Below are 23219 nucleotides of genomic sequence, written 5' to 3' on the forward strand. Positions count from 1 at the left end.
AAAATCACCGAGGGATCCGTGGATATAACCCAACTGCTCGCTTTCAGCGTCAAAAATAAAGCGTCAGATTTGCACCTGTCTGCCGGGTTGCCGCCGATGATCCGCGTGCACGGTGATGTACGCCGCATCAACGTCGAGCCGCTGGACCACAAAACCGTCTACGCCATGGTCTACGACATCATGAGCGATAGCCAGCGCAAGCACTACGAAGAGTTTCTGGAAGTGGACTTTTCGTTCGAGATCGAAGGCCTGGCCCGTTTTCGCGTGAATGCCTTCAACCACAACCGTGGCGCTGGCGCTGTGCTGCGGACTATCCCCTCGAAGATCCTCACACTCGAGCAGCTCAACGCACCCAAGATCTTTGGCGACCTGGCGCTCAAGCCACGTGGCTTGGTGCTGGTGACGGGCCCCACCGGTTCGGGCAAATCGACCACGCTGGCGGCCATGGTCAACTACCTCAACGAAACCGAATACGCCCACGTGCTGACGGTGGAAGACCCGATCGAGTTCGTGCACGAATCGAAGAAGTGCCTGATCAACCAGCGCGAAGTCGGCCCGCACACGCTGAGCTTTGCCGCCGCCCTGAAGTCCGCCCTGCGCGAAGACCCGGACGCCATTCTGGTGGGCGAAATGCGTGATCTGGAAACCATCCGTCTGGCGATGACAGCGGCTGAAACCGGCCACTTGGTGTTTGGCACGTTGCACACCTCCAGCGCCGCCAAGACCATTGACCGGATCATCGACGTGTTCCCGGCCGACGAAAAGGAAATGGTACGGGCCATGTTGTCCGAATCTTTGCAGGCCGTGATTTCGCAAACGCTGTGCAAAACCAAAGACGGCCAGGGCCGCGTGGCCGCGCACGAAATCATGTTGGGCTCCAGCGCCATCCGCAACCTGATCCGCGAAGCCAAGGTGGCGCAGATGTATTCCACCATCCAGACCAGCAACAGCGTGGGCATGCAGACGCTGGACCAAAACCTGACGGATCTGGTACGGCGCAACATCATCAGCCCGCAAGAGGCCCGCAGCAAGGCCAAGATCCCAGAGAATTTCCCCGGCTAGACAAACATTAGAAGAACAACGGAGATCCGTCCCATGAAGGGCATCCTCGACTTCCTCAAGCCCAAGGGCGAAGCACCGGCCGAACGCGCTGGCGTGGACTCGGTGCTGTTCACCACGGCCTTCAACGGCTCGGGGCTAGACCCGTCCATGCTCATTCCATGGGAAGCCCGAGCGGTGGAGGTAGGCGCCAAACGTTTGTCATCGAGTCATGGCGTGCGCCAGCTCCAAACCTTGTGGGCCAAAGACAAAAACATGGCGGCGCTGCCCGCCACGTCCATTGAACGCATGGAGCGTTTTGTGCAGTTCGCCACCGTACCGGGCGGGCGCGACCTGATCCGCCAGGGCGAATACGGCAACTTCATGATCGTGTTGCTCAAGGGCACCATTGCGGTCGACCGGCTGCAGCCCTGGGGCGAACATTTACGTCTGGCCGAAACCAAGCCGGGCGACATCCTGGGTGAAATGTCGCTGCTCGACAGCGGCATGCGGTTCTCGGCCTGCACCACGCTGGACGACTGCGAAATCGCGGCACTCAGCGCCGAAGCCATGGACGAGATGATGGCCGCCGACCCGCATCTGGCGGCCAACCTGATTGCGCTGCTGGCACGCAAACTGTCGTTACGACTGCGCGCGGTAAGCGCTCGGTTCAGCGACCGTCCCAACTAAACTGGGCCCACCATGCGTACCCCGGCCCCCCTTCCCTTCCCAAGCTCCCCAGGCCGCTTTGGCTTTGTGGCGCGGCACCTGCTCAGCCATGCCCAACGCGCGTCCCGCGCCCGATAGGAACGCAAAATGGAAAGAGACCAGGCCAGTAAATTCATCAATGACCTGCTCAAGCTGATGATCAGTCGCAACGGCAGCGACTTGTTCCTCACGGCTGATTTTCCGCCTGGCATCAAGATGGACGGCAAGATCGCCAAGGTCTCGCCCCAGCCGCTGACCCCCGCCCATACCTTGGCGCTGGCGCGCGCCATCATGAACGACAAGCAGGCGGCCGAGTTCGAGCGCACCAAGGAGTGCAACTTCGCCATTGCCCCAGGCGGCGTGGGCCGCTTCCGCGTCAACGCGTTCATCCAGCAAGGCCGTGTGGGCATGGTGCTGCGCGTCATTCCCATGACGCTGCCCACCATCGACGGGCTGGGCGTACCGCAGGTGCTCAAAGAAATTGCCATGACCAAACGCGGCTTGTGCATTCTGGTGGGCGCCACGGGCTCGGGTAAATCCACCACGCTGGCCTCGATGGTCGACTGGCGCAACGAAAACTCGTTCGGCCACATCATCACGGTAGAAGACCCGATCGAATTTGTGCACCCGCACAAGAACTGCGTGGTCACGCAACGCGAAGTGGGGCTGGACACCGATACCTGGGCCTCAGCCCTGAAGAACTCGCTGCGCCAGGCGCCTGACGTGATCTTGATGGGCGAAATCCGCGACCGCGAAGCCATGGAGCACGCGGTGGAGTTCGCCGAAACCGGCCACCTCTGCCTGGCCACGCTGCACTCAAACAACGCCAACCAGGCGCTTGACCGCATCATCAACTTCTTCCCCGAAGAGCGCCGCGCGCAACTGCTGATGGACTTGTCGCTGAACCTCAAGTCCATCGTTTCGCAACGCCTCATTCCGCGCCAGGACGGCAAAGGCCGCGTGGCCACGGTGGAAGTGCTGCTGAACACGCCGCTGATCTCTGACCTGATCTTCAAGGGCGAGGTCACCGAGATCAAAGAGATCATGAAGAAGAGCCGCAACCTGGGCATGCAAACCTTCGACCAGGCGCTGTTTGATGCCTACGAAAGCAATCAGATCACCTACGAAGACGCGTTGCGCAACGCCGATTCGCTGAACGACCTGCGCCTGCAGATCAAGCTCAACAGCCAACGTGCCAAGTCGCAAGATTTGGCTGCGGGCACCGAGAATTTCGCCATCGTTTAATCACGCAAACTCTCCGGCCGCGCCTGCAGCAAGGCCGTGAGTTTGCGAGAATCTTTCTGCCGCGCCCTTCAGCGCAACGCAGCTACTTTTCACCCTTTTCAGCCATCTCCAGGAGACCGCATGAGCAGCACCAACCCCAAGACCTACGAATCCACGCCCTCGCGCAAAGTCGCGTTCCTGGGCCTGGGCGTCATGGGCTATCCCATGGCCGGGCACTTGGCGCTGGCCGGCCACGAAGTCACGGTGTACAACCGTACCGCTACAAAATCAGAAGCGTGGTGCGCTGAATACGCAAGCACCAAAGCACCAAAACATGCCACAACCCCACGCCAGGCGGCCATGGGTGCAGACATCGTGTTCTGCTGCGTGGGCAACGACGACGATCTGCGCTCCGTCACCCTGGGTGCCGATGGCGCTTTTGCTGGCATGCAGCCTGGCGCCATCTTTGTCGACCACACCACGGCCTCTGCCGATGTCGCCCGCGAACTGGCTGCCGCCGCCGCCAACCTCGGCCTGCGCTTCATCGACGCGCCCGTGTCAGGCGGCCAGGCCGGCGCGCAAAACGGCGTGCTGACGGTGATGTGCGGCGGTGAACAAGCTGCGTTTGACAAGGTTGCCCCCACCGCCCAAGCCTTTGCCCGCGCCTTTGCACGCATGGGCGACAGCGGCGCCGGCCAACTGGCCAAGATGGTCAACCAGATCTGCATTGCAGGCTTGGTGCAAGGCCTGAGCGAGGCCGTGGCCTTTGGCCAGAAGGCGGGCCTGGATATGCCGCAAGTGCTCGATGTCATCGGCAAAGGCGCCGCCCAAAGCTGGCAAATGGACAACCGCGGCAAAACCATGGTGGCCGACAAGTTCGACTTCGGCTTTGCCGTCGACTGGATGCGCAAAGACCTGGGCCTGGTGCTGGACGAAGCCAAACGCAACGGCGCCCGCCTGCCCGTGACCGCGCTGGTGGACCAGTTCTACGCCGATGTGCAGCAACTGGGCGGCAACCGCTGGGACACGTCCAGCCTGATCAAGCGCCTGCGCTAAGCCCGCCTTCAAAAGCAAAAGGCCCGCAATTCACATGCGGGCCTTTTGTTTTGAAGGTCACAAAAACGGGCTTACTGCGCCGGCTTGTTCGTGGTCTGTATGCTGTTCAACTCGCGTTCAGAGATGATCTCGAACACCCGCACCACCTTGTTCACACCACTGATGGTGCGCACCAGTTGCGTGGCGGTGTCGGCTTCGCGCTGCGTCACACGGCCCATCAGGTACACGGTGCCGCGTTCGGTCACCACCTTGAAGCTGTTCGCTTGCAGGTCTTTCGCGTCCACCAGCGTAGCCTTGACCTTGCCGGTGACCAAGGTGTCAGACGAACGCGTGGACAACGAGCTGGAAGCCATGACGGCCGTCTCGTCCACCACAGAACGCACGTTCTCCACCTTGTTGACGATTTGCAGCACGCGCTCTTTTTGCTCGGCTGTCGGCACTTCGCCGGTCAACAACACCTGACGGTTGTAGCTGGTCACGTTGACGTGCACCTTGTCGCCAAAGTAGTCGCCAATGCGGTTCGTCGCCTTGAGTTCAATGCCTTCGTCGTCGAGCTGCGCGCCAGACGTGCGGCGGTCCACCGCCACAAAAGCACCGCCGACCGCCGCACCACCCACCACCAGCGGCACACAAGCCGAAAGGCTGGCGGCCAAGGCCGACACCGCCAACACGCCAAACGTCAAACGCTTCAGATCAAATTTCTTCGTCATGTAGGAATTTCCTGCTCTCCGAGCAATTGCGAGTCCACGCCGTCGCACAGGCAGTGCAATGCCAGCAAATGGACTTCTTGGATACGGGCCGTGCGGTCGTGGGGCACACAGATATGCACGTCGGTCTCGCGCAGCGCGGCGCCCATCTTGCCGCCGCCTTTGCCGGTCATGGCCACCACGGTCATCTCGCGCTGGTGCGCCGCTTCCACGGCCGCCAGAATGTTGGCCGAGTTGCCGCTGGTGGAGATGGCCAGCAACACATCCCCGGGCTGGCCTAGGGCGCGCACTTGCTTTGAGAAGATGGCGTTGAAATCGTAGTCGTTGCCGATCGCCGTCAGGATGGAGCTGTCGGTGGTCAGGGCAATGGCGCCGAGTTCGGGGCGTTCACGTTCAAAGCGGCCCACAAATTCGGCGGCGAAGTGTTGGGCATCGGCAGCCGAGCCACCGTTGCCACACGCCAATACCTTGCCACCACTGGTGACACAGGCCAGCATGGCTTGTACGCCCGCTGCAATAGGTTTGCTCAAGGGCTGCGCGGCCTGGTATTTCAGGTCGGCGCTGTCGATGAAATGTTGTTGAATGCGTTGCTCGATCATGGTGCTTGATGATACCCGCGTGCTATGGGCCCCACAAAAAGGGTTGATTTCCAGGGATTGATTGCCAATCTTCCAAGATCGTGGTCACCCCCGCAAGAATCAATGGTTTGGAGTGTCGCGCCGGCGTAAAGTTCGCATATTCGGTGCAGATATGCCCCACAAAAATGATGGGCTACGCTTCGTCAATCGCGAACATTGCCCGGTCACGCATGCCGCAGCGACTGTCGCTCGTTTGTCGCCAATCTATTGGGGTGACCGCATGCGAATCACACGGCAGCGTTCGTTGATTTGGTCAAGTACATCGCTTCGTCGCTTCGGTGCAATACCGACTCTGCAGTGTCATCGCGCTGCACCTGGCTGACCCCGATGCTGACGGACATCTGCAGCCCCGGCGCGATCGATGCCCAGTCGAAGTTGCTCACCGCCTCACGGATGCGTGTGCAGATCTGCTCGGCCTGCTCAACCGTCGTGTTGTCGAACAACACCACGAACTCGTCGCCAGCCCAGCGCGCCGGCAGGTCGTACTGGCGCATTTCTCCCGCCATGATCGACGCCACCGTCTTCAGCACACGGTCGCCCACGCTGTGGGTGAAGCGATCATTGACCAATTTGAATCTGTCGACATCCACCATGGCCACTGTAATGGGCCGGTAAAGCAGCGCTGAAGCGGCGATGCGGCCCGCAAGCGACTGCTCGAAATGCCGTCGATTGGCGATGCCCGTCAACGCATCTTCAAGCGACCACTGTTCAAATTTCTTGGACGCTGCAAGGGCTTGTTGCAAATGCCGTTCACTTTGGCGCGCATCGAGACGCCAGGAAACAAGTGACTCGCGGCTGGCCAAGCCTTCTGTCACGATGCGCCGCTCTCGCTCACGCAGTCTGCGATAGGTCACCCGTATCGCGCTATCCTTGTTTTGCAACTCGTAGACGGGCACGAGCAAGAGATCTGCCATGCACGCCAGTCGTTCATGCTCGACCGCCAAGGCCACTTCGCGCATCGCGGCTAGCTCGCTCTCGGTTCGGACCCAGTCCCCCTGCGCCCAGGCCAGTTCGGCATTGCACCAATGCACGAAACCGTTGAGCCACGTCACGTTGGTCGATAACGAACGGTTGGCCGCTGCAAGCGATTCTTTGGCGGCCAGCAAATCGCCTTGCCAGACCGCCAGGATGGTGGCCGAAGCATTCGAGAGTGTGCGCCACAAAGCCAATACCCCGGGCAGCACGGACACCCCTTGGCCCGCACGTTCGAGTGCAAGGCACTCCTTCATTCGCCGATCTAGCCGTGCCAGGCTCTTCATCTGCCCGGTTTGATATCTCTCGTCGACCAGCCTGGCCAACTCAACCCAGATCTGGTTAAGCCGGGGCTGATAGATGGTGACAGGTGGCACGCAAGTCTGCGCGACCACCACAGCCTTTTCAAACGAAGCGTCAGCACGGTCATAGTCGCCGCTCCAACAATGGGCAAGCCCCAGGCAGTTGTAGGCCAGGACGGTTTGCGCACTCGGCGGGCCGATTTCGCACAACAACGTTGAAAGAATGGCGGCTTCAAAAGCCTCTTCGCTGCGGCCAAGCAAGATGCTCGCGTGTGCCAGCGTTGTCAGAGCACCCGCCTCGCCTTGGGTGTCACCCAACTGTTCAAAAATTTGCGCCGCGCGGCGAGCGCCTTCACAGGCGCGCCGGGGCCTAGACCCAAGACGATCGCAATGTGCCATGCAGGCCAGCGCGCGGGCCTCAAAGCGCAGATCCATGTCGGTCAGCGTTGCAAGCAATGCATCGGCCATCGCCCAGGCTGCTTCGGAGTCGCCGCTATCCAGTGCGGCGTAGGCATCGGAGAGCGCTTTTTCCTTGTCTAGATCGGCGTTACCAACGTTATCGCCTTGTGCATGCGCAACGTTCACCACAGGCAGAGACCCTGCCTGTGGTCTTTACCGAGAGGTGCGTGAAGCACGGGCGCCGTATGAATTCTCAAAACCGCATCCTTAAAACAAGGGCTTGGGCGAATAAGTAGCTATTCGAGCATAACGAATTTTATCGGAACGAAATCCTCGGCAATGTGAAGCAGAGCAAAGCTTAACGACTCCACTTTATGATGTTTAAGTCGGCAAGCGTGGTCAAGTCCATACTGTCGATTCCCTATCAACCGTCATCAATCCAGCAAGTCTCATGCCCATTCAGTTCAACCGCAAAACCCAACGTGACCGAGCCCTCTTTGCACATTGGGATCGTCTTGACGATGCACTCTTCGAGCACATTCCTCGTGAACGGTTGAAGGCCGCACAAGCCGCCATGCAAGGCTACTTCGTGCTGCCGGGCGACCCCGCATACGATACCGATCGCAAACTTTCGAATGCGGTGTTCGATGCCTATCCTACGGTCATCATCTACTGCGAAGTCGAGAGCGACGTCGCAGTGGCGTTAGAACTGGCGCGTGGGCAGAAGCTGCCGTTCACCGTGCGCTCGGGTGGGCACTGCACGGCCGGCTTCTCGGCCGGCGCCGGTGCGTTGATCGACGTTAGCCACCTCAACGATGCGACTGTTGACGTCGCCAACGCCATCGCCACCGCTGGCACCGGTTGCCCCTTCAAGAAATTTGATGCCGTGCTGGCGGCCAGCGGCCTGCACGTGCCGGGTGGCGAGTGCGAGGACGTTTGCATTGGCGGCTTCATGCAGGGCGGGGGTTACGGCTTCACCTCGGTGACCTACGGCATGCATTGCGACAACGTGATCGACTTTCGCATGATGCTGGCCGATGGCCAGATCGTCACTGCCAGCGCCTCAGAAAACGCCGACCTGTGGTGGGCCGTCCGCGGCGGCACCGGCGGCAATTTCGGCGTTTTGCTGTCGGTGCGTTACCAACTAGTCCCGCTGGGCAACGTGTTTGGCTGGGCCTTGATCTGGCCCTTGCAGACCCCAGCAGACTTCGACAACGGCACCAATGCACTGATGACGCTGCAGTCGAACTACATGCTAGAGCAGACGAACCGCGCGCTGAACATCCAGGTGTCTTTGGCTTTCCAACCGGGCATCGTGGGCAACCTGCCCCCCGATACGCCACTACAGCCCTACCTCATGTTCCGCGGCCTGTATGTGGGCTCCGAAGCCGACGGACAAGCCGCGATCCAAATGCTCTGCGATTTGCCCGGTGTCACCGTGCAGTGGACGAAGTACGACAGCTTCTTTAACCTCAACGATCAACTGCTGAGCCTGCCCTACAGCATGCCGTGGTTCCCGCCATCCGTCACTTCGTGGCCGCCTGAAGACAAGGCGTCCCGCTACGTGAGTCGGCCACTCGCCGCCTCGGAGTGGCGTGGCCTGCTGGAGTACTTTGTATCGTCGCCAAACACCTGGTCCTATTTCTACATGGAACTCTACGGCGGCGCTATCAACGCCTACCCGCAAGACGGCAATGCCTTCGTGCACCGCAACGCGGCATTCAACGCCGTGCTGGACGTTTTCTGGTTCGACGAAGCCGAGCGCCCAAGGGCCGAGAATTTTCTACTCGGGTGGATGGCTTACATGGAGCCGATGTGGAACGGCGAGATCTACCAGAACTATCCGCGCCTCAATGAACCCGACTATGGCGCCCGGTATTGGGCCGGCGCGCAAGCCGATTTGTTTGCCGTCAAGACAAAGTACGACCCAAGCCACGCCTTCACGTTTGCGCAGGAGATCGTCCCACCAGTGTTGTCAAAGAGTCCGGGCAGCGCGTTGAAGAGCGCGCCAACGAGCGCCCCAAGCCGTGTAGCGCTAGCGCTGGCACAGCCCATCGTCTACAGCAACGCTAAACATCGCGTTTGATCCTGAGCGCGTCCTGCGCCTTCTCGAAGCCATTGAGACGGCCTACTCTCAATGGCGACTTCGGCAGGGCACGCAAGCCCTGCGTCACAAGTCGACTAACCGCGCTGCTGAGGTTTGCAGCCCCTCAACAGCACACGGACGACCAAAGTAGTAGCCCTGAAAGCCGTCGCACCCCATGTTCGCGAGGGCTTCCAGTTGCGCTGCGGTTTCCACCCCTTCGGCGATAACCCGTAGCCCCAGGCTCTGCCCCAGCGCCACCACCGTGCGCGCAATGACGGCGTCGCTGGGATCGGTGAGGATGTCGCGCACGAACGATTGGTCGATCTTCAACTGGTCGAGCGGCAGCCGCTTCAGATACGACAACGACGAGTAGCCGGTGCCAAAGTCGTCGAGCGAAAAGCCAACACCCAGCGCCTTGATCTGGTTCATCTTGACGATGGCGTCTTCCACGTCTTCGACCAGCATGCTTTCGGTCAGCTCCAGCTTGAGCAGGCCGGGCACTGCGCCTACCTTGTTCAAGGCCTGAGCCACTTCCTGCACAAAGTCTGATTGCGCAAACTGCGAGGCGCTGACGTTGACCGCCATCGTCCACGCGGCGGTGTGCGCATCTGCAGCCCAGGCCACGAGTTGGGCGCAGGCAGTCTCCAACACCCACCGGCCCAGCGGCAGGATAAGCCCGGTTTCTTCAGCCAGCGGGATGAAATGCCCGGGCGCCACCATGCCACGCAGCGGATCTTGCCAGCGTACCAAGGCTTCCACTCCCGTGCAATGGCCCGCGCGGTTGATCTGCATTTGGTAGTGCAGCACAAACTCCTGTTGCGCAATGCCACGGCGCAAGGCGCGCTCACGGGCTTCGTGTGCGGCCACGGCGGCTTGCATGGCGGGATCAAAAAAGCGCGCGTTGTTGCGTCCTGCGGCCTTGGCCTGGTACATCGCCAGATCGGCCTTCTTCATCAGATCGTCCAGGCTCTCGCCGTCGCCATGGAACACCACGATGCCAATGCTGGTGGTGCTTTCATGGGTTTGGTCGCGCAAGCGGAACGGCGCTTTAAAGGCGCTCAGAATCTTCTCGGCAACGTGTTCGGCTTGCGCGCCCGCCTCGGGACCTTGGGCATGCAGGCCCTCCAGCAGCACGACAAACTCGTCCCCGCCCAAGCGCGCCACACTATCGCATTCGCGCACGCTGTGCAGGAGCCGGTCGGCCACCTGCTGGAGCAAGATGTCGCCCACATCATGCCCGGCGGTGTCGTTCAGCAGCTTGAAGTTGTCCAGGTCCAGCAGCATCAGGGCCGCATGCTGGCCGTTGCGTGTGGACGTGGCCACGGCCAGTCGCAGCCGATCCATCAACAGCCGCCGATTGGGCAAGCCCGTCAACAGATCAGAGAACGCCAGGCGGCGGATCTCTTCCATGTCGGCCCGTTGCTGTGTGATGTCGCGCACCACGCCGATGAACGCCACCGCGTCATCCTGTTCGCTACGCGAGAGCGACAGGCTCATCGGAAACAGGGTGCCATCCTGGCGCCGCCCCTGGAGTTCGCGCGGGGCACTGCTCCCCGCATTCAAAATGGCCTCTCCTCTGCCACCTGAAGCGACGGCGACACTGTCGGCCATCAAGACGCTGACCCCACGGCCCACAACCTCTTCTGGCGCATACCCAAAGATGGCACTGGCCGCACGGTTGAGAGAACCAATGCGGCCCTCGGCATCCAACGTGATCACACCATCGCTCATGTTGTCCAGAATCATCTGCGTGCGTGCCGACGCGGTGCGCAATTCGTCCACCGCCAGGCGACGCTCGGTGATGTCGTGCAGCGCGCCACGGATATGCGTGACACTGCCGTTCTGCACCACCGGAAACCCTTGCGAGCGCACCCAGATGTGACGCCCGCGCGCGGTGGTCACGGGCAGTTCCATATCCCAAGGTGTCGCGTCGTCCATGGCCGCCTGCACCGCCGCGCGCACGGTGTCGCGCACGGGCGGGTCAAAAAACGTCATCACGTAGTCCAACGCGTAAGAGGGACTTTCCGGCGCGTCATATATGCGCGCAGTGGCCAGTGTCCAGGTCGAGCGTTGAGCCGCTACATCCAGCTCCCAGCCGCCCACCTTGGCCATTTCGCCAGTGCGCTCCAAGAGCTCGACCGACGTCGCGAGGGCCTGGCGGACGCGATACGCCTCCGTGGCATCACTGAACACCAAAACCACGCCGACGATGTGGCCCGAGCCATCACGGATAGGCGCGCCGTTATTGGAGATTTGGTACTGCGCGCCGCCGCGTGCCAACAAGGTGGTGTGGTTGGCCAGGCCAACCACCTCGCCATCGGCCAGTACCCGCTGCACGGGGTTCGCCACGGGCCTGCGGGTTTCGGCATGCACCACACAAAACACCTCGCCCAATGGACGCCCGACCGCATCTGGAAAGGTCCATCCGGTCAGTCTCTCGGCGGTTGCGTTCATGCGGGTGATGCGCCCGGACGTGTCGGTGGCGATGACCGCGTCGCCGATGGATTGCAGCGTGATCGACAGGCTTTCTTCGCTCAAACGCAAACGCTCGGCTGTGCGCTCGCGCTCGGTCACGTCGTGCGCCAGGATCAAACGTGCCGGGCGCCCCATGTAGTGCAGCGAATGGCCCGTGATCTCCACCAGAATCAGCCGCCCGTCCTTGCAGCGGTGGCGCCAGAGCTCCATTTCACGCAGCGGCCGGTCCGGCGCTCTTTTGACGCTCTCCAACAGTTGGGGCACATCCGCCGAGGGCCGGATGTCGCGGATCGTCATGGACTCGAACTCGGCCCGGCTGTAGCCATAGTGCGTCACGGCGGCATCGTTGACCGCCATGAACTTGAGCGTCGCCACTTCATACACCCACATCGGATGCGGGTTGGCCTCAAACAGTTCGCGGTAACGGGCTTCGCTCTCTGCCAACGACTCGGCAGCCTCTCGGCGCTGCGTCACGTCGTGGAAGTACACCGTCAGCCCCTCGACCGACGGAAACACACGCAACTCAAACCACAGCCCAAAGGATGGGAAATACGACTCCATCTGAACAGGCCGCAAATCCACCAGGGCCTGCTGCAACAACAACTGCGCCGGGTGTCCCACCAGATCGGGGAACTCACTCCACACGTTTTTGCCAATCAATGAAGCCGCAGAGCGCCTCAGCATTTGCGCAGCTTGCGGGTTGACATGGGTGTAGTGGAGATTCCGGTCCATCGCCACATACGCATCGGTGATGCGCTCAAACACCTGCCGCTGCTCTTGCTCGGCTTTCTTGCGCTGGCTGATGTCGGTGCGCACACCGATCATGCGCAGGGGCTTGCCCGAAGCATCACGCGCCAGCACGCGCCCGGTCACGTTGACCCAGCGGTACTCACCACCCGCGTCACGGGCACGGGCTTCGTACTGGTAGTCGGCGTTGTCCATTGACAGCACCAAGGCAATTTGCTCGGCCACGTGTTGGCGATCTTCGGGATGGATACGCTCCATCCACTGGGCCCGGCTGCCGCTACCGTCCTCGGGCGCATAACCCAGCATAGTGAAGTAGGTCGGCGTGGCGTACCAGTTATCGTGCTCCACATCCCAGTCCCATACGCCAATGCCGGCCGCTTCTGTGGCCAGGGTCAACCGTTGGCCCATCTCGCGCAATGCCAAATCTCCCGCGCGCTGTTGGTGCCAAGCACGGCGCAAAAACAGGCACACCAGCAGCACGGCTGCAGCCCCCAGCAGCCACACCGCCAGCGCCAGCAACGCTTGTTGGCGCCAGGGCTGCAGCACACGCTCGACCGATTGACCGACGGCCAGCACCAGATCAGGCCGCACACTCAGTGTTCTATAGGCATACAGGCGGTCTTCACCGTCGATCGGGCTCACCTGCCGAAAACTGCCCTCAGCGCTCTTCGGCAGATACTGCTGGAACAACGGCTGGGCCGAGAAATCCTGGTTGATGCCAGCCTCTTCATGCGGCGTGCGCACCATCAGTTGGCCGTTGCGGCGAAACAGCGTCACCAGGCCTTGGCGCCCGAGTTCAAGGGTGCGCCACAAGCGCTCGAAATAAGCCGCCTCAATGGACGCGACGATGACGTTTTGCAATTCGCCGTCGGCGCCGAACACCGGACGCGCAGCGTTGACGGCCCACATGTTGGGCGCGTGGCCTGGTTCGGGATCACCCAGATAAAAACGTGTGAACGGCTGCTGGCGGTAGATCTGCACATAGGCGCGCTCCGCATGGTCGACGCCGATGTGTTCTGGATCGGACCCATAGACTACTCGTCCTTGCGCGTCGAGTATTTGGATTTCACGCAGAAAAGGCAGATCACGAATCTGCTCGGCCAACAAGTCATGCGCCTCGCGCGCGCCCAGTACGCCCGCCCATCGGCGTTCCGCCAGATGGCTTAGCGTCAACTGCAATTGCAGATCGACCGATTGCAGCGTACGGCTGGTCTGCTCTTCAACCCCTTGCGCAAAGGATGCCGTGAGCCGCTCGCCACTGTCCAAAGCCTGTGCGCGCAGATGCGCCAGCACGATGGCCAGAGCCACGCCAGAAATCAAAATCACGCTCAGCGCCAGCCACACCAGATCCGACCGACCGGCACGGGCAGTCAACGCGGCCAGCAGACGGCCTCGCAGGAGTGCGTTACCAAACCCAGTGGGGATGTGCATGGCCAGGTTTTAAGGCGTTGCCCATAGTGGCAGGACGATCACCAGTTTAGGGTTGTTTCCCCGTCTATTTCGGCAAAAACCAAAGAATCAAGAGCCCTGAAATACAGCGCTTGAGGTGTCAACCTCACCTTACTCCGCGTCAAACGCCGCCTGCAGCCAATCCTCAATGCCGCTGCCGTGCACCAACACCACGTCAAAGCGGCACGGCGGCGGCGTGGCCACACGCATCAGGTAGTGGCGCGCGGCCAGCACGATGCGCCGTTGCTTGGTGCTGCCCACGCTGGCGGCCGCCCCGCCATGGCTGGCGGCACTGCGTTTGCGCACCTCGACAAACACCAGCGTGCCGTCGCGTGCACGCATGATCAAATCGATTTCGCCGCCACCGCGCCCAGGCGTTCGATAATTGCGCTCCAGCAGTTTCAAACCCTGCGCCTGCAAATGCTGCAGAGCCAGGTCTTCGGCGGCGTCGCCCACTTGTTTGGTGGTGGCCAGCTTCGAAGGTTTTCGACCGAACAAGCTCATGCTGCACCCCGGGTAGAGAGGTTGACCCACACATTTTCGGAGTTCCGTTTTGCACGCATCTTTTAGTACCGCCTTGCAGGCCGCCCACGAGGCCGCGGCTAGCCAGCATTATCCGCAAGGCGCCTTGTACGTGGTGGCCACACCCATCGGCAACCTGGCCGACGTGACGCTGCGCGCCCTGCACGTGCTGAGCCTGGTGGACGCCGTGGCCTGCGAAGACACGCGCCACACCCAAGGCATGCTGCGCGCCTACGGCATCGACAAACCTTCGGCCCAACTGCTGGCCGTGCACCAGCACAACGAGAGCGAAGCCGCCGAAATGGTGGTGGCTCGGCTACAGCAAGGCCAGCGCATCGCGTACGTGAGCGACGCCGGCACTCCCGCCATCAGCGACCCCGGTGCACGCCTGGTGGCCGCCGCACAGGCGGCCGGGCTGCAGGTGTTGCCCCTGCCCGGCGCCAGCAGCATGACGGCGGCGCTCAGCGTGGCCGGCATCGTGCAAGAAGGTGGCTTTGTGTTCACCGGCTTTTTGCCACCCAAGGCCGGCGAGCGTGATGCCGCCGTGCTGCTGCTGCAAGCCGAGCCGCGCGCCGTGGTGCTGCTGGAAGCGCCACACCGCATCGAAGCCCTGGCGCGCGCACTGGTGCCACTGGGCACACGCCGCGTCACCCTGGGGCGCGAGCTGACCAAACAGTTTGAAGAAATCGCCACCGTGCCCGCCGCCGACTTGCCCGAGTGGCTGGCCGCACAACCCTCGCGCACACGCGGCGAGTTTGTGGTGGTGGTGCACCCCACGCCGCCCACACAAACCGACGCGCTAGACCTGCGCGTGCTGCAATTGCTGATGGCCGAGTTGCCGCTGAAAACCGCCGTGAAGCTGGCCGCAGAGATTACCGGGCAGCCGAAGAACGAGCTGTATAACGCAGCGTTGGCCTTAAAAAAGAGCGCAGCAGAAGACTCCGAGGACTCCTAAAAAAGGAGCTGCCTGTGCTCTTTGGATAAGCGCTAAACGCCAATTTGGCTTAAAGCCCTGAGTGCCCTTAGTTGATGCCAGCGATCCGCGCAATGTCTTCCGCACACTGGCGCAGGCGTGGCAGTAACTCAAACAAGTCTTCGTGCTGCGTGTGTGTGCCGCGCAGCGAGGCGATGGTGAGCACGGCACGTGTGCGTGCACGCACGTTGCCCACCGGCACGCCAAGATCGCGCCCGCCGACAAAGCGCGCGCCTTCGGCATAGGCCCAGCCATCGGCCCTGACCTTGGCCAATTTGTCGAGAAAGGCACTCCGCTCCACAGCGCTCATGCGAAGAAACTCGGCGCGCCGCGCCAGCAGGTCGTCGCGCTCGGCGTCCGGCGCATACGCCAGCAACACATGGCCCGACAAGGTTTCCACCGCCGAATGCAACGATCCGGGCTGCACCGACAAGCGGATCGACGTCGGGCTGTCCACCTGCGTCAACACCAGTACCTGGTCGCGGTGCAACACGCTCAGGTGGCACGACTCGCGGGTGTAGTCCACCAGTTCACGCATGGGCGCGGCAGCGGCGCGCAGCAGTTCGTCGTGAGGCGAGTGGGTGCGGCTCAGCTCAAACAGTTTGAGGGTGAGCACGTAGCCGCCGTTGTCTTCGCGGCGCAGGTAGCCACGCGCTTCCAGCGCACTCAGCATACGGAACAACTCGCCCGGCTCGCGGCCCAAGGCGCGGCACAGTTGCGCCTGTGTCATGGGCACAGCCTGCTCGGACAACAGCTCCAGCACGTCGAGTGCTTTTTCGACAGCGGGAACGGCGTACTTGGGCCGTGTGTCAGCGTCGGTTTTGGTTGGTGTTGGAACAGTGGATTCGGTCATGGTGGCCGCAGTTTAGCCCTGTAAAGCGCGCCGTTCGACGATGTGCAGATGCTCGCAAACCAGCACGGTATCCGTCCGCTGGTTGGTTACCGTCACGGTCTCCACCACGATGCCATGGCCCTTGCGTTTGGGGTGGTCGCGCTTGTCGGTGATCTCCACCTTGGAATAGATCGAGTCGCCAATAAAGACTGGCTTCACAAAGCGCAGCCGGTCATAGCCGTAGGACATGGCGCGCGGGTTGATCACCGTGGCCGTCAGGCCAATGCCCACGCTGAACACCAACGTGCCGTGCGCGATACGCTGGCCGAAGTCCTGCGTGGCACACCAGGCTGCGTCCATGTGGTGCGGAAAGAAGTCGCCGGTTTGGCCGGCGTGCAGCACGATGTCGGCCTCGGTGATGGTACGGCCGGTGGTGTTGCGTGTTGCGCCGAGCACGTAGTCTTCAAAGAATTGTTCGTGGGTCATGAGGGGTTCACTTCTGAGGTCTTGGTCGGCAGATGGAACTGCTGGGCGATGGCATCGGTGTCGGCACCCAAGGTGGGTGCGCCTTGTGCGCTGGTGAGGCGCTGACCGTCCAAGCGGATAGGGCAGCGCGTGGTGTGCATTTCGGCGCCACTGGCACTGCGGATGGTTTGCGTCATCTGCAGCGCGGCAAACGCCGGGTGTGCCTGCAGTTGCGGCCAGGTCAACACATCGGCGCACCACACACCGGCGGGCTCTAAGATCGCCAGCCAATGGACGGTTCTTTGCTCCAGCAGGTCGCGCTGCAGTTGCTGCTTCAGCGCATCACGTTGGCTGAACCAAGTGCTGCCGTCGGCGGCCAATGCAGCCAAATCACGGCTGTCGATCAACGCAGCCAACTTGTCCATCGGCGTCATGGCCACGGCCATGAAACCATCGGCCGTGCGGTAAATGCCATAGGGCGCGGCTCCATGCACGCTGGCATGGTTGGCGGCGGTGCGTGTGGGTTGCTGTCCGTCGCCGTTCAGGAATGCGGTGAAGGGCTCGAACTGCAGGTCGAGCGCGGACTCCAGCAAACTCACATCCACCCGCCCGCCGCGCCCTGTCACGCCACGGCGCAGCAGCGCGGCCAGAATGCCCTGCACGAGGTGCGCCCCGGTGATCACGTCGATCATCGAGACACCCGCAGGCACCGGCGCACCGTCGCCCTGCGCCCCGGCGTCCCCGGTGAGCCAGGCCAAGCCCGAGAGCGACTGCACCAGCAAGTCCTGCCCTGGCTTGTCGCGCCACGGGCCGGCTTCGCCATAACCCGTCACCGCCGCGTAGACGATGCGCGGGTTCAGCGCCAACACGCTGGCCGCATCCAGGCCAATGCGCTCCATCACGCCGGGGCGGAAGTTGTGGATCATCACGTCGGCCTGGGCGATCAAGGCTTTGACACGCGCCAGATCGTCGGGCGCCTTGAGGTCGGCCGCAAAGCTGCGTTTACGCCGGTTGATGGTGTGAAACAGCGCGCTGTCACCCTCAAACTTTTGGTCGGCCAGCACCAGCCTGCGGCACAGGTCGCCACCGTCGGGGCGTTCCACCTTGATGACGTCTGCGCCCAAATCGGCCAGGCGCAAAGCGCACGACGGCCCCGCCAGGAACTGGCTGAAGTCGAGCACCAGCAGGCCCTCTAAAGGAAGTGGTTCAGCTTTAGAAGCATCAGCCATGAATGAATCAATCTTTTGCATAGGTATAAATATTGAGCCAATCTCGCGCAAACCCTAATCGACAAAGCGCCAAATTCAAACAATCATTACATACATGAACATCATGTTCATATAGGAATTACACCAATGCGCCGACAGGCGCTTTATAACGGAGACAACGCCATGACCACGCGCCGCTCGGCCCTCAATCTTTTGTCCACCCTCGGCGCCGGCTTGGCGCTCGCCCTGGCCGCCGCTACACCGGCCACTGCGCAAACCTACAACCTGCGTTTTTCCACCTCGCAGGTGAACCCGAACGAGCCCGTGGTGAAGGTGATGCACACCTTTGCCGACCGCGTGAAAGAACGCTCGGGCGGGCGCATCGTGCTCAACATCTTCACGGGCGACCAACTCGGCCCGCAGAAGAAGGTGAACGAAATGATCAAGGGCGGCGCGCGTGTCTTGAGCGTGACCGACTATGGCCAGCTAAGCCAATTCGTGCCCGACGTCGGCATCCTGGCCGGCCCTTATCTGTACGGCAGCTTCGATGAAGCGAAGAAGCTGTTTGCCTCCGAGGTGTTCAAGGAAATGTCGGGCCGGCTGGAGCAGCAAGGCCTGAAGCTGATCGTCGCCGATGGCCTGTTTGGCGTGCGCCATGTGCTGGGCAGCAAGCCCGTGCGCAGCCCGGCCGACATCACCGGCGTGACGCTGCGCGTGCCGCCCTCGCCCATCATGCTGGAAACCTTTACCGCCTTTGGCGCGCGGCCCACCGCCCTGCCCTGGGGTGAAACCTACAACGCGCTGCAGACCGGCGTGGTCGATGCGGCCGAAGCCAACTACGGCTCGCTGGTGGGCTCCAAGCTGTACGAAGTGCGCAAGGTGTTGTCGACCACCAGCCACCAGATCATGTACGTGGCCATGGTGACCAGCACCGACTTCTTCAAGAGCCTGCCTCCCGACCTGCAAACCGTGCTGCTCGACGAAGGCAAAAAGGCCGGCGAAGAGTTGACCAAGCTCACCCTCGCCTCTGATGCGGCTTACGCGGAAGAGCTGAAGAAGAACGGCGTGCAGATCGTCACCGATGTCGACACCAAAGCCTTCGCCGAGAAAGCCAAGGTGGCTTACAGCAAGGTGCCGGGCCTGACACCCGGCATGTATGACAAGGTGCGCGCTGCCATGGCGCAGTGAACCCGTGAACAACACATTTCACGCACTGCACATCCACACCCATGACTAATTCGGTTGAGTCTTCCGCGCCCGCTGAGGGTGCGGCGCCTGTCCTTGCCGCCGACCCCGGCCCGCTGTTGAGTTGGCGCCGTGCCGACGAGGCCATCGGCGTCGCCTGCATGGCCATCATCGTGCTCTCCATCACCTGGGGCGTGGTCACACGCTACCTGTTTCCGCAGCCCGCCGCCTGGACCTTCGAGGTCGCCGTGATCGCCTTCGGCTGGCTGGTGTTCTTCGGCGCCGCGGCCTGCATCCGCTGGCGCATGCACGCGGATGTGGATGCGCTGGTGGCGATGTTCCCTCCTGCCGGGCGGCGCTTCATGTTCATCTTCAACTGGTGGCTGTTGACGGCATTGTTCGTCACGCTCACCGCCATGTTCGTCTGGCAGGCCGTCATCGCCCACTCCATCCACGTGGTGGTGATCGACATTCCCCGCTCCGTCGTCTACGGCCCCATGGCCTTTGCTTCATTTCTTATGTTGGTCCAACACATTCTTCTCAAGCCCTGGCGCGATGGGTGGCAGTGGCAGCCGTCTTCGGAGATTGCGCCATGAGCAGTTTTCATCTTTGGTTGCCAGCTATTCTGATGCTGGTTTTGCTCGCACTGCAAACGCCCATCACCTGGTCGATGGCGATTGCCGCACTCGGCTTTTTCTTGCTGAACCTCGGTGAAATGCCTCTCGCCAACTTCGCGCAGCAAATGGCCGAGGGCACGGAGTCGGTATCGCTGCTCGCGCTGCCGCTGTTTGTGCTGGCGGGTTGCATCATGAACGCCTCGGGCATCACGCGCCGCCTGCTGAACCTGGCCGAGGTGCTGGTGGGCCACATGACCGGCGCCTTGGCGCAGATGTGCACCGTGCTGGCCACGCTGCTCGGCGGCCTGACCGCTTCGGCCAATGCCGATGCCGCCATGCTGGCCAAAACCATTGGCACACAGATGATCGCGCGCGGCTACAGCGCGCCGTTTGCGGCGGTGATCACGTCTTCGGCAGCCATCATCACGGCGCTGATTCCACCCTCCATCGGGCTCATCATCTACGGCTTTTTGGCCGAGGCTTCCATTGGCCGCCTGTTTGCCGCCGGCATCGTGCCCGGCCTGCTGCTGGCCGTGGCGCTGATGCTGACCACCCACGTGCTGGCCATCAAGCGTCAATACAAACCGCAACGCGCGCGCCGCGCCAGCGGCAAGGAGCTGGGGCAGGCTTTGATCGACGGGCTGTGGGCGCTGTCGATCCCGGTGGTCATCATCCTGGGCACACGCTACGGCATCTTCACCACCACCGAGTCTGGCGCCATCGTGGTGCTGTACGTGTTGCTGGTGGCGATCTTCGGCTACCGCGAGATGAAGCTGCGCCAACTGCCCGAAGTACTGGCCGAATCGGTACGCGACTCGGCCAGCGTGATGATGATGATCTGCGCCGCCTCGGCCTTTGGCTTCTACCTGTCGTGGGAACAGGTGCCGCAAGCCATGTCGGGCTGGCTGGCCCACACCACCAAAGATCCGATCATGTTGCTGCTGCTCATCAACCTGGTGTTGATCGTGCTGGGCACGGCGATTGAAGGCTCTGCCGCGCTGATCATCCTCACGCCCATGTTGCTGCCGCTGATCGACGGCGCGCACATCGACAAAGTGCACTTCGGCATTGTGCTCATCACCAACCTCACCATCGCCGGCATCACGCCGCCAGTGGGCGGGCTGATGTACATCTCATCGCAAACCCTGCGCGTGAAGATGGGCGACTACTCGCGCGAGATCGTGCCCTACCTGGCCGTGATGATGGGCTTGCTGGTCATCCTGTCGGTGTTCCCGCAAATCTCGCTGTGGCTGCCCGACCTGCTGTACGGCAACGTCAAAGTTCAATAAGACGGCAAAAAGCTCGCATAAACATGACCACCATCACCCTCAAAGGCATGACGTGGGACCACCCACGCGGCTACGACCCTCTGCACGCCTGCGCCCAACTGTGGCAACAACGCACCGACGTGCGCATCACCTGGCACAGGCGCTCGCTGCAAGACTTCGAGTCTTTTCCGGTGGACGAACTGGCGCGCCAGTACGACCTGATCGTCATCGACCATCCCCATGTGGGCCAGGTCACACGCGAGGCCTGCCTGCTGCCGTTTGACCCCGCACGGTTGGCCGATATCGCCAACGCCAGCGTAGGCGCCTCGTTCCCCAGCTACTTCTGGGAAGGCAAGCAATGGGCCCTGCCCATCGACGCCGCCACCCAGGTGCAAGCCTGGCGGCCCGACCGCTTGCCACAAGCCCCGGCCGACTGGCAGCAGGTCATGGTGCTGGCCCGCCAAGGCCGTGTAGCCTTGCCGCTGCGCGCACCGCATTCGCTGATGTGCCTGTACACCTTATGCGCGCAACGCGGTGCGCCAGGCCAGGTTCTCGGGCCCGATCTGTTCGATGAAGAAGTGGCCACCGAAGTGTGCGAGCAACTGCGTCTGATCGCGCCATGGCTGCCGCAGCGCTGCTGGTCGCAAGACCCGATTGCGGTGTTTGAAGACATGGCCAAGACCGATTCACTCATCGCCTGCGTGCCGCTGATCTATGGCTACGTGAACTACGCCTGGCCCGGCTTTCGCCCCGCACCACTCGGCTTTGCCAACATACCCAGCCTCAACGGCCACGGCCCGGTGGGCTCGGCGCTGGGCGGCACCGGCATTGCGGTGTCGGCCCACACGCAGCACGCCGAAGCGGCGTTCGACTTTGCGGTGTGGGTGGCTGGTGCAGAAGCACAACGCGGCCCGTTCGCCGCCGCTGGCGGCCAGCCCGGCCATGCCGCAGCGTGGGAAGACGACGCCGTCAACGCGGCCGCCGGCAATTTCTACCGCGCCACCCGCGCCACACTGGAAGGCGCCTGGGTGCGCCCACGGCACGATGGCTACATGCCGTTCCAGCACGCGGCCTCCGAGCGTTTGAACGCAGGCCTGCAAACCGGCGAGTCGGCACGCGACATCGTGCGCACGCTCAACGCCATGTTCCGCGAAAGTTTGCCGGCATGAGTGACACACCAGCAGAGCGAGCGGAGCAACCGCCAGGGCCCTTGAACGGCTTGCTGGTGCTGGACTTGGCGCAGTTCCTGTCCGGCCCATCGGCCGCGCTGCGCCTGGGCGACCTGGGCGCACGCGTCATCAAGGTGGAGCGCCCAGGCGGCGGCGACATCTGCCGCACGCTCTACCTCACCGACACCGATGTGGGTGGCGACTCCACACTGTTCCACGCCATCAACCGCAACAAGGAAAGCCTGGCCATCGACCTGAAGAATGCCGACGACCTGGCCGCCTTGAATGCCTTGATCGCGCGCGCCGACGTGCTGATCCAGAACTTTCGCCCGGGTGTGATCGAGCGGCTGGGCTTGGGCTATGAAGCCGTCCAGCAACTCAACCCGCGTCTGGTCTACGCCGGTGTGTCGGGCTACGGCGAAGAGGGCCCGTGGGTCGGCATGCCAGGCCAAGACCTGCTGGCGCAATCGCTCTCCGGCGTGACCTGGCTCAACGGCCATGAGGGCGACGGCCCCGTGCCGCTCGGCCTGTCGATCGCCGACATGCTGGCCGGCCATGTGCTCACCGAAGGCATTCTGGCCGCGCTGGTGCGCCGGGGCATCAGCGGCGAGGGGGCGCAAGTGCAAACCAGCTTGCTAGAGGCTTTGATCGATCTGCAGTTCGAGGTGCTCACCACCCACCTGAACGACGGCCGCCGCTTGCCCGCGCGCGCCGGTTTTCGCAACGCGAACGCCTACCTCGCAGCGCCCTACGGCATCTACCCCACACGTGACGGCTACCTCGCACTGGCGATGATGCCGCTGACCCAACTGGCCCACACGCTGCCGCTGCCCGCGCTCGGCACATACAGCGCTACAGACGCCTTTACCCAGCGCGACGCCATCAAACGCCTCATCGCCAACACCTTGGTGCAACACCCCACGGCCCACTGGCTGGAGCGCCTGCGCCCGGTCGATGTATGGTGCGCCGAAGTACTGGACTGGCCGCGCTTGCTGCAAAGCCCGGCGTTCCACCGGCTCGACATGCTGCAAACCGTGCAGCGTGGTGACGGCACACCCGTGCACACCACCCGGGGGCCGGTGCGCATCAACGGCCAGCGTGCCCAAAGCGCACGTGGCGCACCACTGGTAGGCGAGCACAGCGCGGCGATTCGGGCGGAGTTTGGCTTGTAAAGCACTC

The 23219-nt window shown here is 62.3% G+C and carries 19 protein-coding genes; 11 read left to right on the forward strand and 8 right to left on the reverse strand.

Features of this window, described 5'->3' with window-relative positions; translation table 11 throughout:
• The first annotated feature begins 18 nt into the window (after positions 1–18).
• The 4 genes from ACPWMG_RS24945 to ACPWMG_RS24960 all read left to right on the forward strand — a co-directional run bounded on the left by ACPWMG_RS24945 (position 19) and on the right by ACPWMG_RS24960 (position 4026).
• Complete coding sequence (locus ACPWMG_RS24945; RefSeq protein WP_483302170.1) at positions 19–1062, forward strand: type IV pilus twitching motility protein PilT; 1044 nt, start codon at positions 19–21, stop codon at positions 1060–1062.
• Positions 1063–1095: 33 nt separating this feature from the next.
• Positions 1096–1728, forward strand: a complete 633-nt coding sequence (locus ACPWMG_RS24950) for a cyclic nucleotide-binding domain-containing protein (protein WP_483302171.1) — start codon at positions 1096–1098, stop codon at positions 1726–1728.
• Positions 1729–1854: 126 nt separating this feature from the next.
• Entirely contained in the window at positions 1855–2991 is a 1137-nt protein-coding gene (locus tag ACPWMG_RS24955) for a PilT/PilU family type 4a pilus ATPase (RefSeq protein ID WP_483302172.1), read from the forward strand.
• A gap of 120 nt (positions 2992–3111) precedes the next feature.
• Positions 3112–4026: an NAD(P)-dependent oxidoreductase gene (locus ACPWMG_RS24960; protein ID WP_483302173.1), complete on the forward strand. Its 915-nt coding sequence runs from the start codon at positions 3112–3114 to the stop codon at positions 4024–4026.
• Positions 4027–4097: 71 nt separating this feature from the next.
• Here the strand turns inward: ACPWMG_RS24960 and ACPWMG_RS24965 are convergent, their stop codons facing one another.
• The 3 genes from ACPWMG_RS24965 to ACPWMG_RS24975 form a co-directional block, all read right to left on the reverse strand.
• The gene (locus ACPWMG_RS24965) at positions 4098–4736 is read right to left on the reverse strand and encodes a BON domain-containing protein (RefSeq protein ID WP_483302174.1); all 639 of its coding nucleotides are present in this window, start codon (positions 4734–4736) and stop codon (positions 4098–4100) included.
• Entirely contained in the window at positions 4733–5332 is a 600-nt protein-coding gene (locus ACPWMG_RS24970; RefSeq protein ID WP_483302175.1) for a phosphoheptose isomerase, read from the reverse strand. Before ACPWMG_RS24970 ends, ACPWMG_RS24965 begins: the two co-directional genes overlap by 4 nt.
• 266 nt (positions 5333–5598) lie before the next feature.
• Entirely contained in the window at positions 5599–7230 is a 1632-nt protein-coding gene (locus ACPWMG_RS24975) for a diguanylate cyclase (protein ID WP_483302176.1), read from the reverse strand.
• Between the two features lie 265 nt (positions 7231–7495).
• Here ACPWMG_RS24975 and ACPWMG_RS24980 point away from each other — a divergent pair, with 265 nt between their 5' ends.
• The gene (locus ACPWMG_RS24980; protein ID WP_483302177.1) at positions 7496–9130 is read left to right on the forward strand and encodes an FAD-binding oxidoreductase; all 1635 of its coding nucleotides are present in this window, start codon (positions 7496–7498) and stop codon (positions 9128–9130) included.
• A gap of 84 nt (positions 9131–9214) precedes the next feature.
• Here ACPWMG_RS24980 and ACPWMG_RS24985 read toward each other — a convergent pair whose 3' ends face one another.
• Positions 9215–13783 (reverse strand): PAS domain S-box protein, encoded by a 4569-nt coding sequence (locus ACPWMG_RS24985; protein WP_483302178.1) that lies wholly within the window; start codon positions 13781–13783, stop codon positions 9215–9217.
• 129 nt (positions 13784–13912) lie between these two features.
• Positions 13913–14305 (reverse strand): YraN family protein, encoded by a 393-nt coding sequence (locus tag ACPWMG_RS24990; protein WP_483302179.1) that lies wholly within the window; start codon positions 14303–14305, stop codon positions 13913–13915.
• Positions 14306–14354: 49 nt separating this feature from the next.
• On the opposite strand from ACPWMG_RS24990, the gene rsmI reads away from it, so the two are divergent.
• Positions 14355–15278, forward strand: a complete 924-nt coding sequence (gene rsmI / locus ACPWMG_RS24995) for a 16S rRNA (cytidine(1402)-2'-O)-methyltransferase (protein ID WP_483302180.1) — start codon at positions 14355–14357, stop codon at positions 15276–15278.
• 67 nt (positions 15279–15345) lie between these two features.
• Here rsmI and ACPWMG_RS25000 read toward each other — a convergent pair whose 3' ends face one another.
• From ACPWMG_RS25000 to ACPWMG_RS25010, 3 genes are read right to left on the reverse strand one after another with little or no spacing between them, the layout of a single operon-like run.
• The gene (locus ACPWMG_RS25000; protein ID WP_483302181.1) at positions 15346–16149 is read right to left on the reverse strand and encodes an IclR family transcriptional regulator; all 804 of its coding nucleotides are present in this window, start codon (positions 16147–16149) and stop codon (positions 15346–15348) included.
• A gap of 12 nt (positions 16150–16161) precedes the next feature.
• Entirely contained in the window at positions 16162–16614 is a 453-nt protein-coding gene (locus tag ACPWMG_RS25005; protein ID WP_483302182.1) for a MaoC family dehydratase, read from the reverse strand.
• Positions 16611–17822 carry a CaiB/BaiF CoA transferase family protein gene (locus ACPWMG_RS25010; RefSeq protein ID WP_483302183.1) on the reverse strand — a complete coding sequence of 404 codons (1212 nt, stop codon included), beginning with the start codon at positions 17820–17822 and terminating at the stop codon, positions 16611–16613. Before ACPWMG_RS25010 ends, ACPWMG_RS25005 begins: the two co-directional genes overlap by 4 nt.
• Before the next feature lie 162 nt (positions 17823–17984).
• On the opposite strand from ACPWMG_RS25010, the gene ACPWMG_RS25015 reads away from it, so the two are divergent.
• The 5 genes from ACPWMG_RS25015 to ACPWMG_RS25035 are packed head-to-tail and all read left to right on the forward strand — an operon-like array spanning position 17985 to position 23212.
• Positions 17985–18989, forward strand: coding sequence for a C4-dicarboxylate TRAP transporter substrate-binding protein (locus tag ACPWMG_RS25015; protein WP_483302184.1), 1005 nt, complete (start codon positions 17985–17987; stop codon positions 18987–18989).
• A 41-nt stretch (positions 18990–19030) separates the two neighbouring features.
• Positions 19031–19582: a TRAP transporter small permease gene (locus ACPWMG_RS25020; protein WP_483302185.1), complete on the forward strand. Its 552-nt coding sequence runs from the start codon at positions 19031–19033 to the stop codon at positions 19580–19582.
• A complete protein-coding gene (locus ACPWMG_RS25025; protein WP_483302186.1) occupies positions 19579–20892 on the forward strand; it encodes a TRAP transporter large permease in 1314 nt (437 codons plus the stop codon). The genes ACPWMG_RS25020 and ACPWMG_RS25025 overlap by 4 nt, the downstream gene beginning before the upstream one ends.
• Positions 20893–20915: 23 nt before the next feature.
• Positions 20916–22040: an extracellular solute-binding protein gene (locus ACPWMG_RS25030; RefSeq protein WP_483302187.1), complete on the forward strand. Its 1125-nt coding sequence runs from the start codon at positions 20916–20918 to the stop codon at positions 22038–22040.
• On the forward strand, positions 22037–23212 hold the full coding sequence (locus tag ACPWMG_RS25035) for a CaiB/BaiF CoA transferase family protein (protein WP_483302188.1): 1176 nt from the start codon (positions 22037–22039) through the stop codon (positions 23210–23212). Before ACPWMG_RS25030 ends, ACPWMG_RS25035 begins: the two co-directional genes overlap by 4 nt.
• Positions 23213–23219 lie beyond the last annotated feature (7 nt).

Origin of the sequence: Hydrophilobacter chitinilyticus, from assembly GCF_049860745.1 — a bacterium.
Lineage (GTDB): Bacteria > Pseudomonadota > Gammaproteobacteria > Burkholderiales > Burkholderiaceae_C > Rhodoferax_B.

Excerpts from the sequence above, each read along its gene's own strand:
- ACPWMG_RS24950 (WP_483302171.1), top strand. The coding sequence starts at position 1,096 with ATGAAGGGCATCCTCGACTTCCTCAAGCCCAAGGGCGAAGCACCGGCC.
- ACPWMG_RS24955 (WP_483302172.1), top strand. The coding sequence starts at position 1,855 with ATGGAAAGAGACCAGGCCAGTAAATTCATCAATGACCTGCTCAAGCTG.
- ACPWMG_RS24960 (WP_483302173.1), top strand. The coding sequence starts at position 3,112 with ATGAGCAGCACCAACCCCAAGACCTACGAATCCACGCCCTCGCGCAAA.
- ACPWMG_RS24965 (WP_483302174.1), bottom strand. The coding sequence starts at position 4,736 with ATGACGAAGAAATTTGATCTGAAGCGTTTGACGTTTGGCGTGTTGGCG.
- ACPWMG_RS24970 (WP_483302175.1), bottom strand. The coding sequence starts at position 5,332 with ATGATCGAGCAACGCATTCAACAACATTTCATCGACAGCGCCGACCTG.
- ACPWMG_RS24980 (WP_483302177.1), top strand. The coding sequence starts at position 7,496 with ATGCCCATTCAGTTCAACCGCAAAACCCAACGTGACCGAGCCCTCTTT.
- ACPWMG_RS24985 (WP_483302178.1), bottom strand. The coding sequence starts at position 13,783 with ATGCACATCCCCACTGGGTTTGGTAACGCACTCCTGCGAGGCCGTCTG.
- ACPWMG_RS24990 (WP_483302179.1), bottom strand. The coding sequence starts at position 14,305 with ATGAGCTTGTTCGGTCGAAAACCTTCGAAGCTGGCCACCACCAAACAA.
- ACPWMG_RS25000 (WP_483302181.1), bottom strand. The coding sequence starts at position 16,149 with ATGACCGAATCCACTGTTCCAACACCAACCAAAACCGACGCTGACACA.
- ACPWMG_RS25005 (WP_483302182.1), bottom strand. The coding sequence starts at position 16,614 with ATGACCCACGAACAATTCTTTGAAGACTACGTGCTCGGCGCAACACGC.
- ACPWMG_RS25010 (WP_483302183.1), bottom strand. The coding sequence starts at position 17,822 with ATGGCTGATGCTTCTAAAGCTGAACCACTTCCTTTAGAGGGCCTGCTG.
- ACPWMG_RS25015 (WP_483302184.1), top strand. The coding sequence starts at position 17,985 with ATGACCACGCGCCGCTCGGCCCTCAATCTTTTGTCCACCCTCGGCGCC.
- ACPWMG_RS25020 (WP_483302185.1), top strand. The coding sequence starts at position 19,031 with ATGACTAATTCGGTTGAGTCTTCCGCGCCCGCTGAGGGTGCGGCGCCT.
- ACPWMG_RS25025 (WP_483302186.1), top strand. The coding sequence starts at position 19,579 with ATGAGCAGTTTTCATCTTTGGTTGCCAGCTATTCTGATGCTGGTTTTG.
- ACPWMG_RS25030 (WP_483302187.1), top strand. The coding sequence starts at position 20,916 with ATGACCACCATCACCCTCAAAGGCATGACGTGGGACCACCCACGCGGC.
- ACPWMG_RS25035 (WP_483302188.1), top strand. The coding sequence starts at position 22,037 with ATGAGTGACACACCAGCAGAGCGAGCGGAGCAACCGCCAGGGCCCTTG.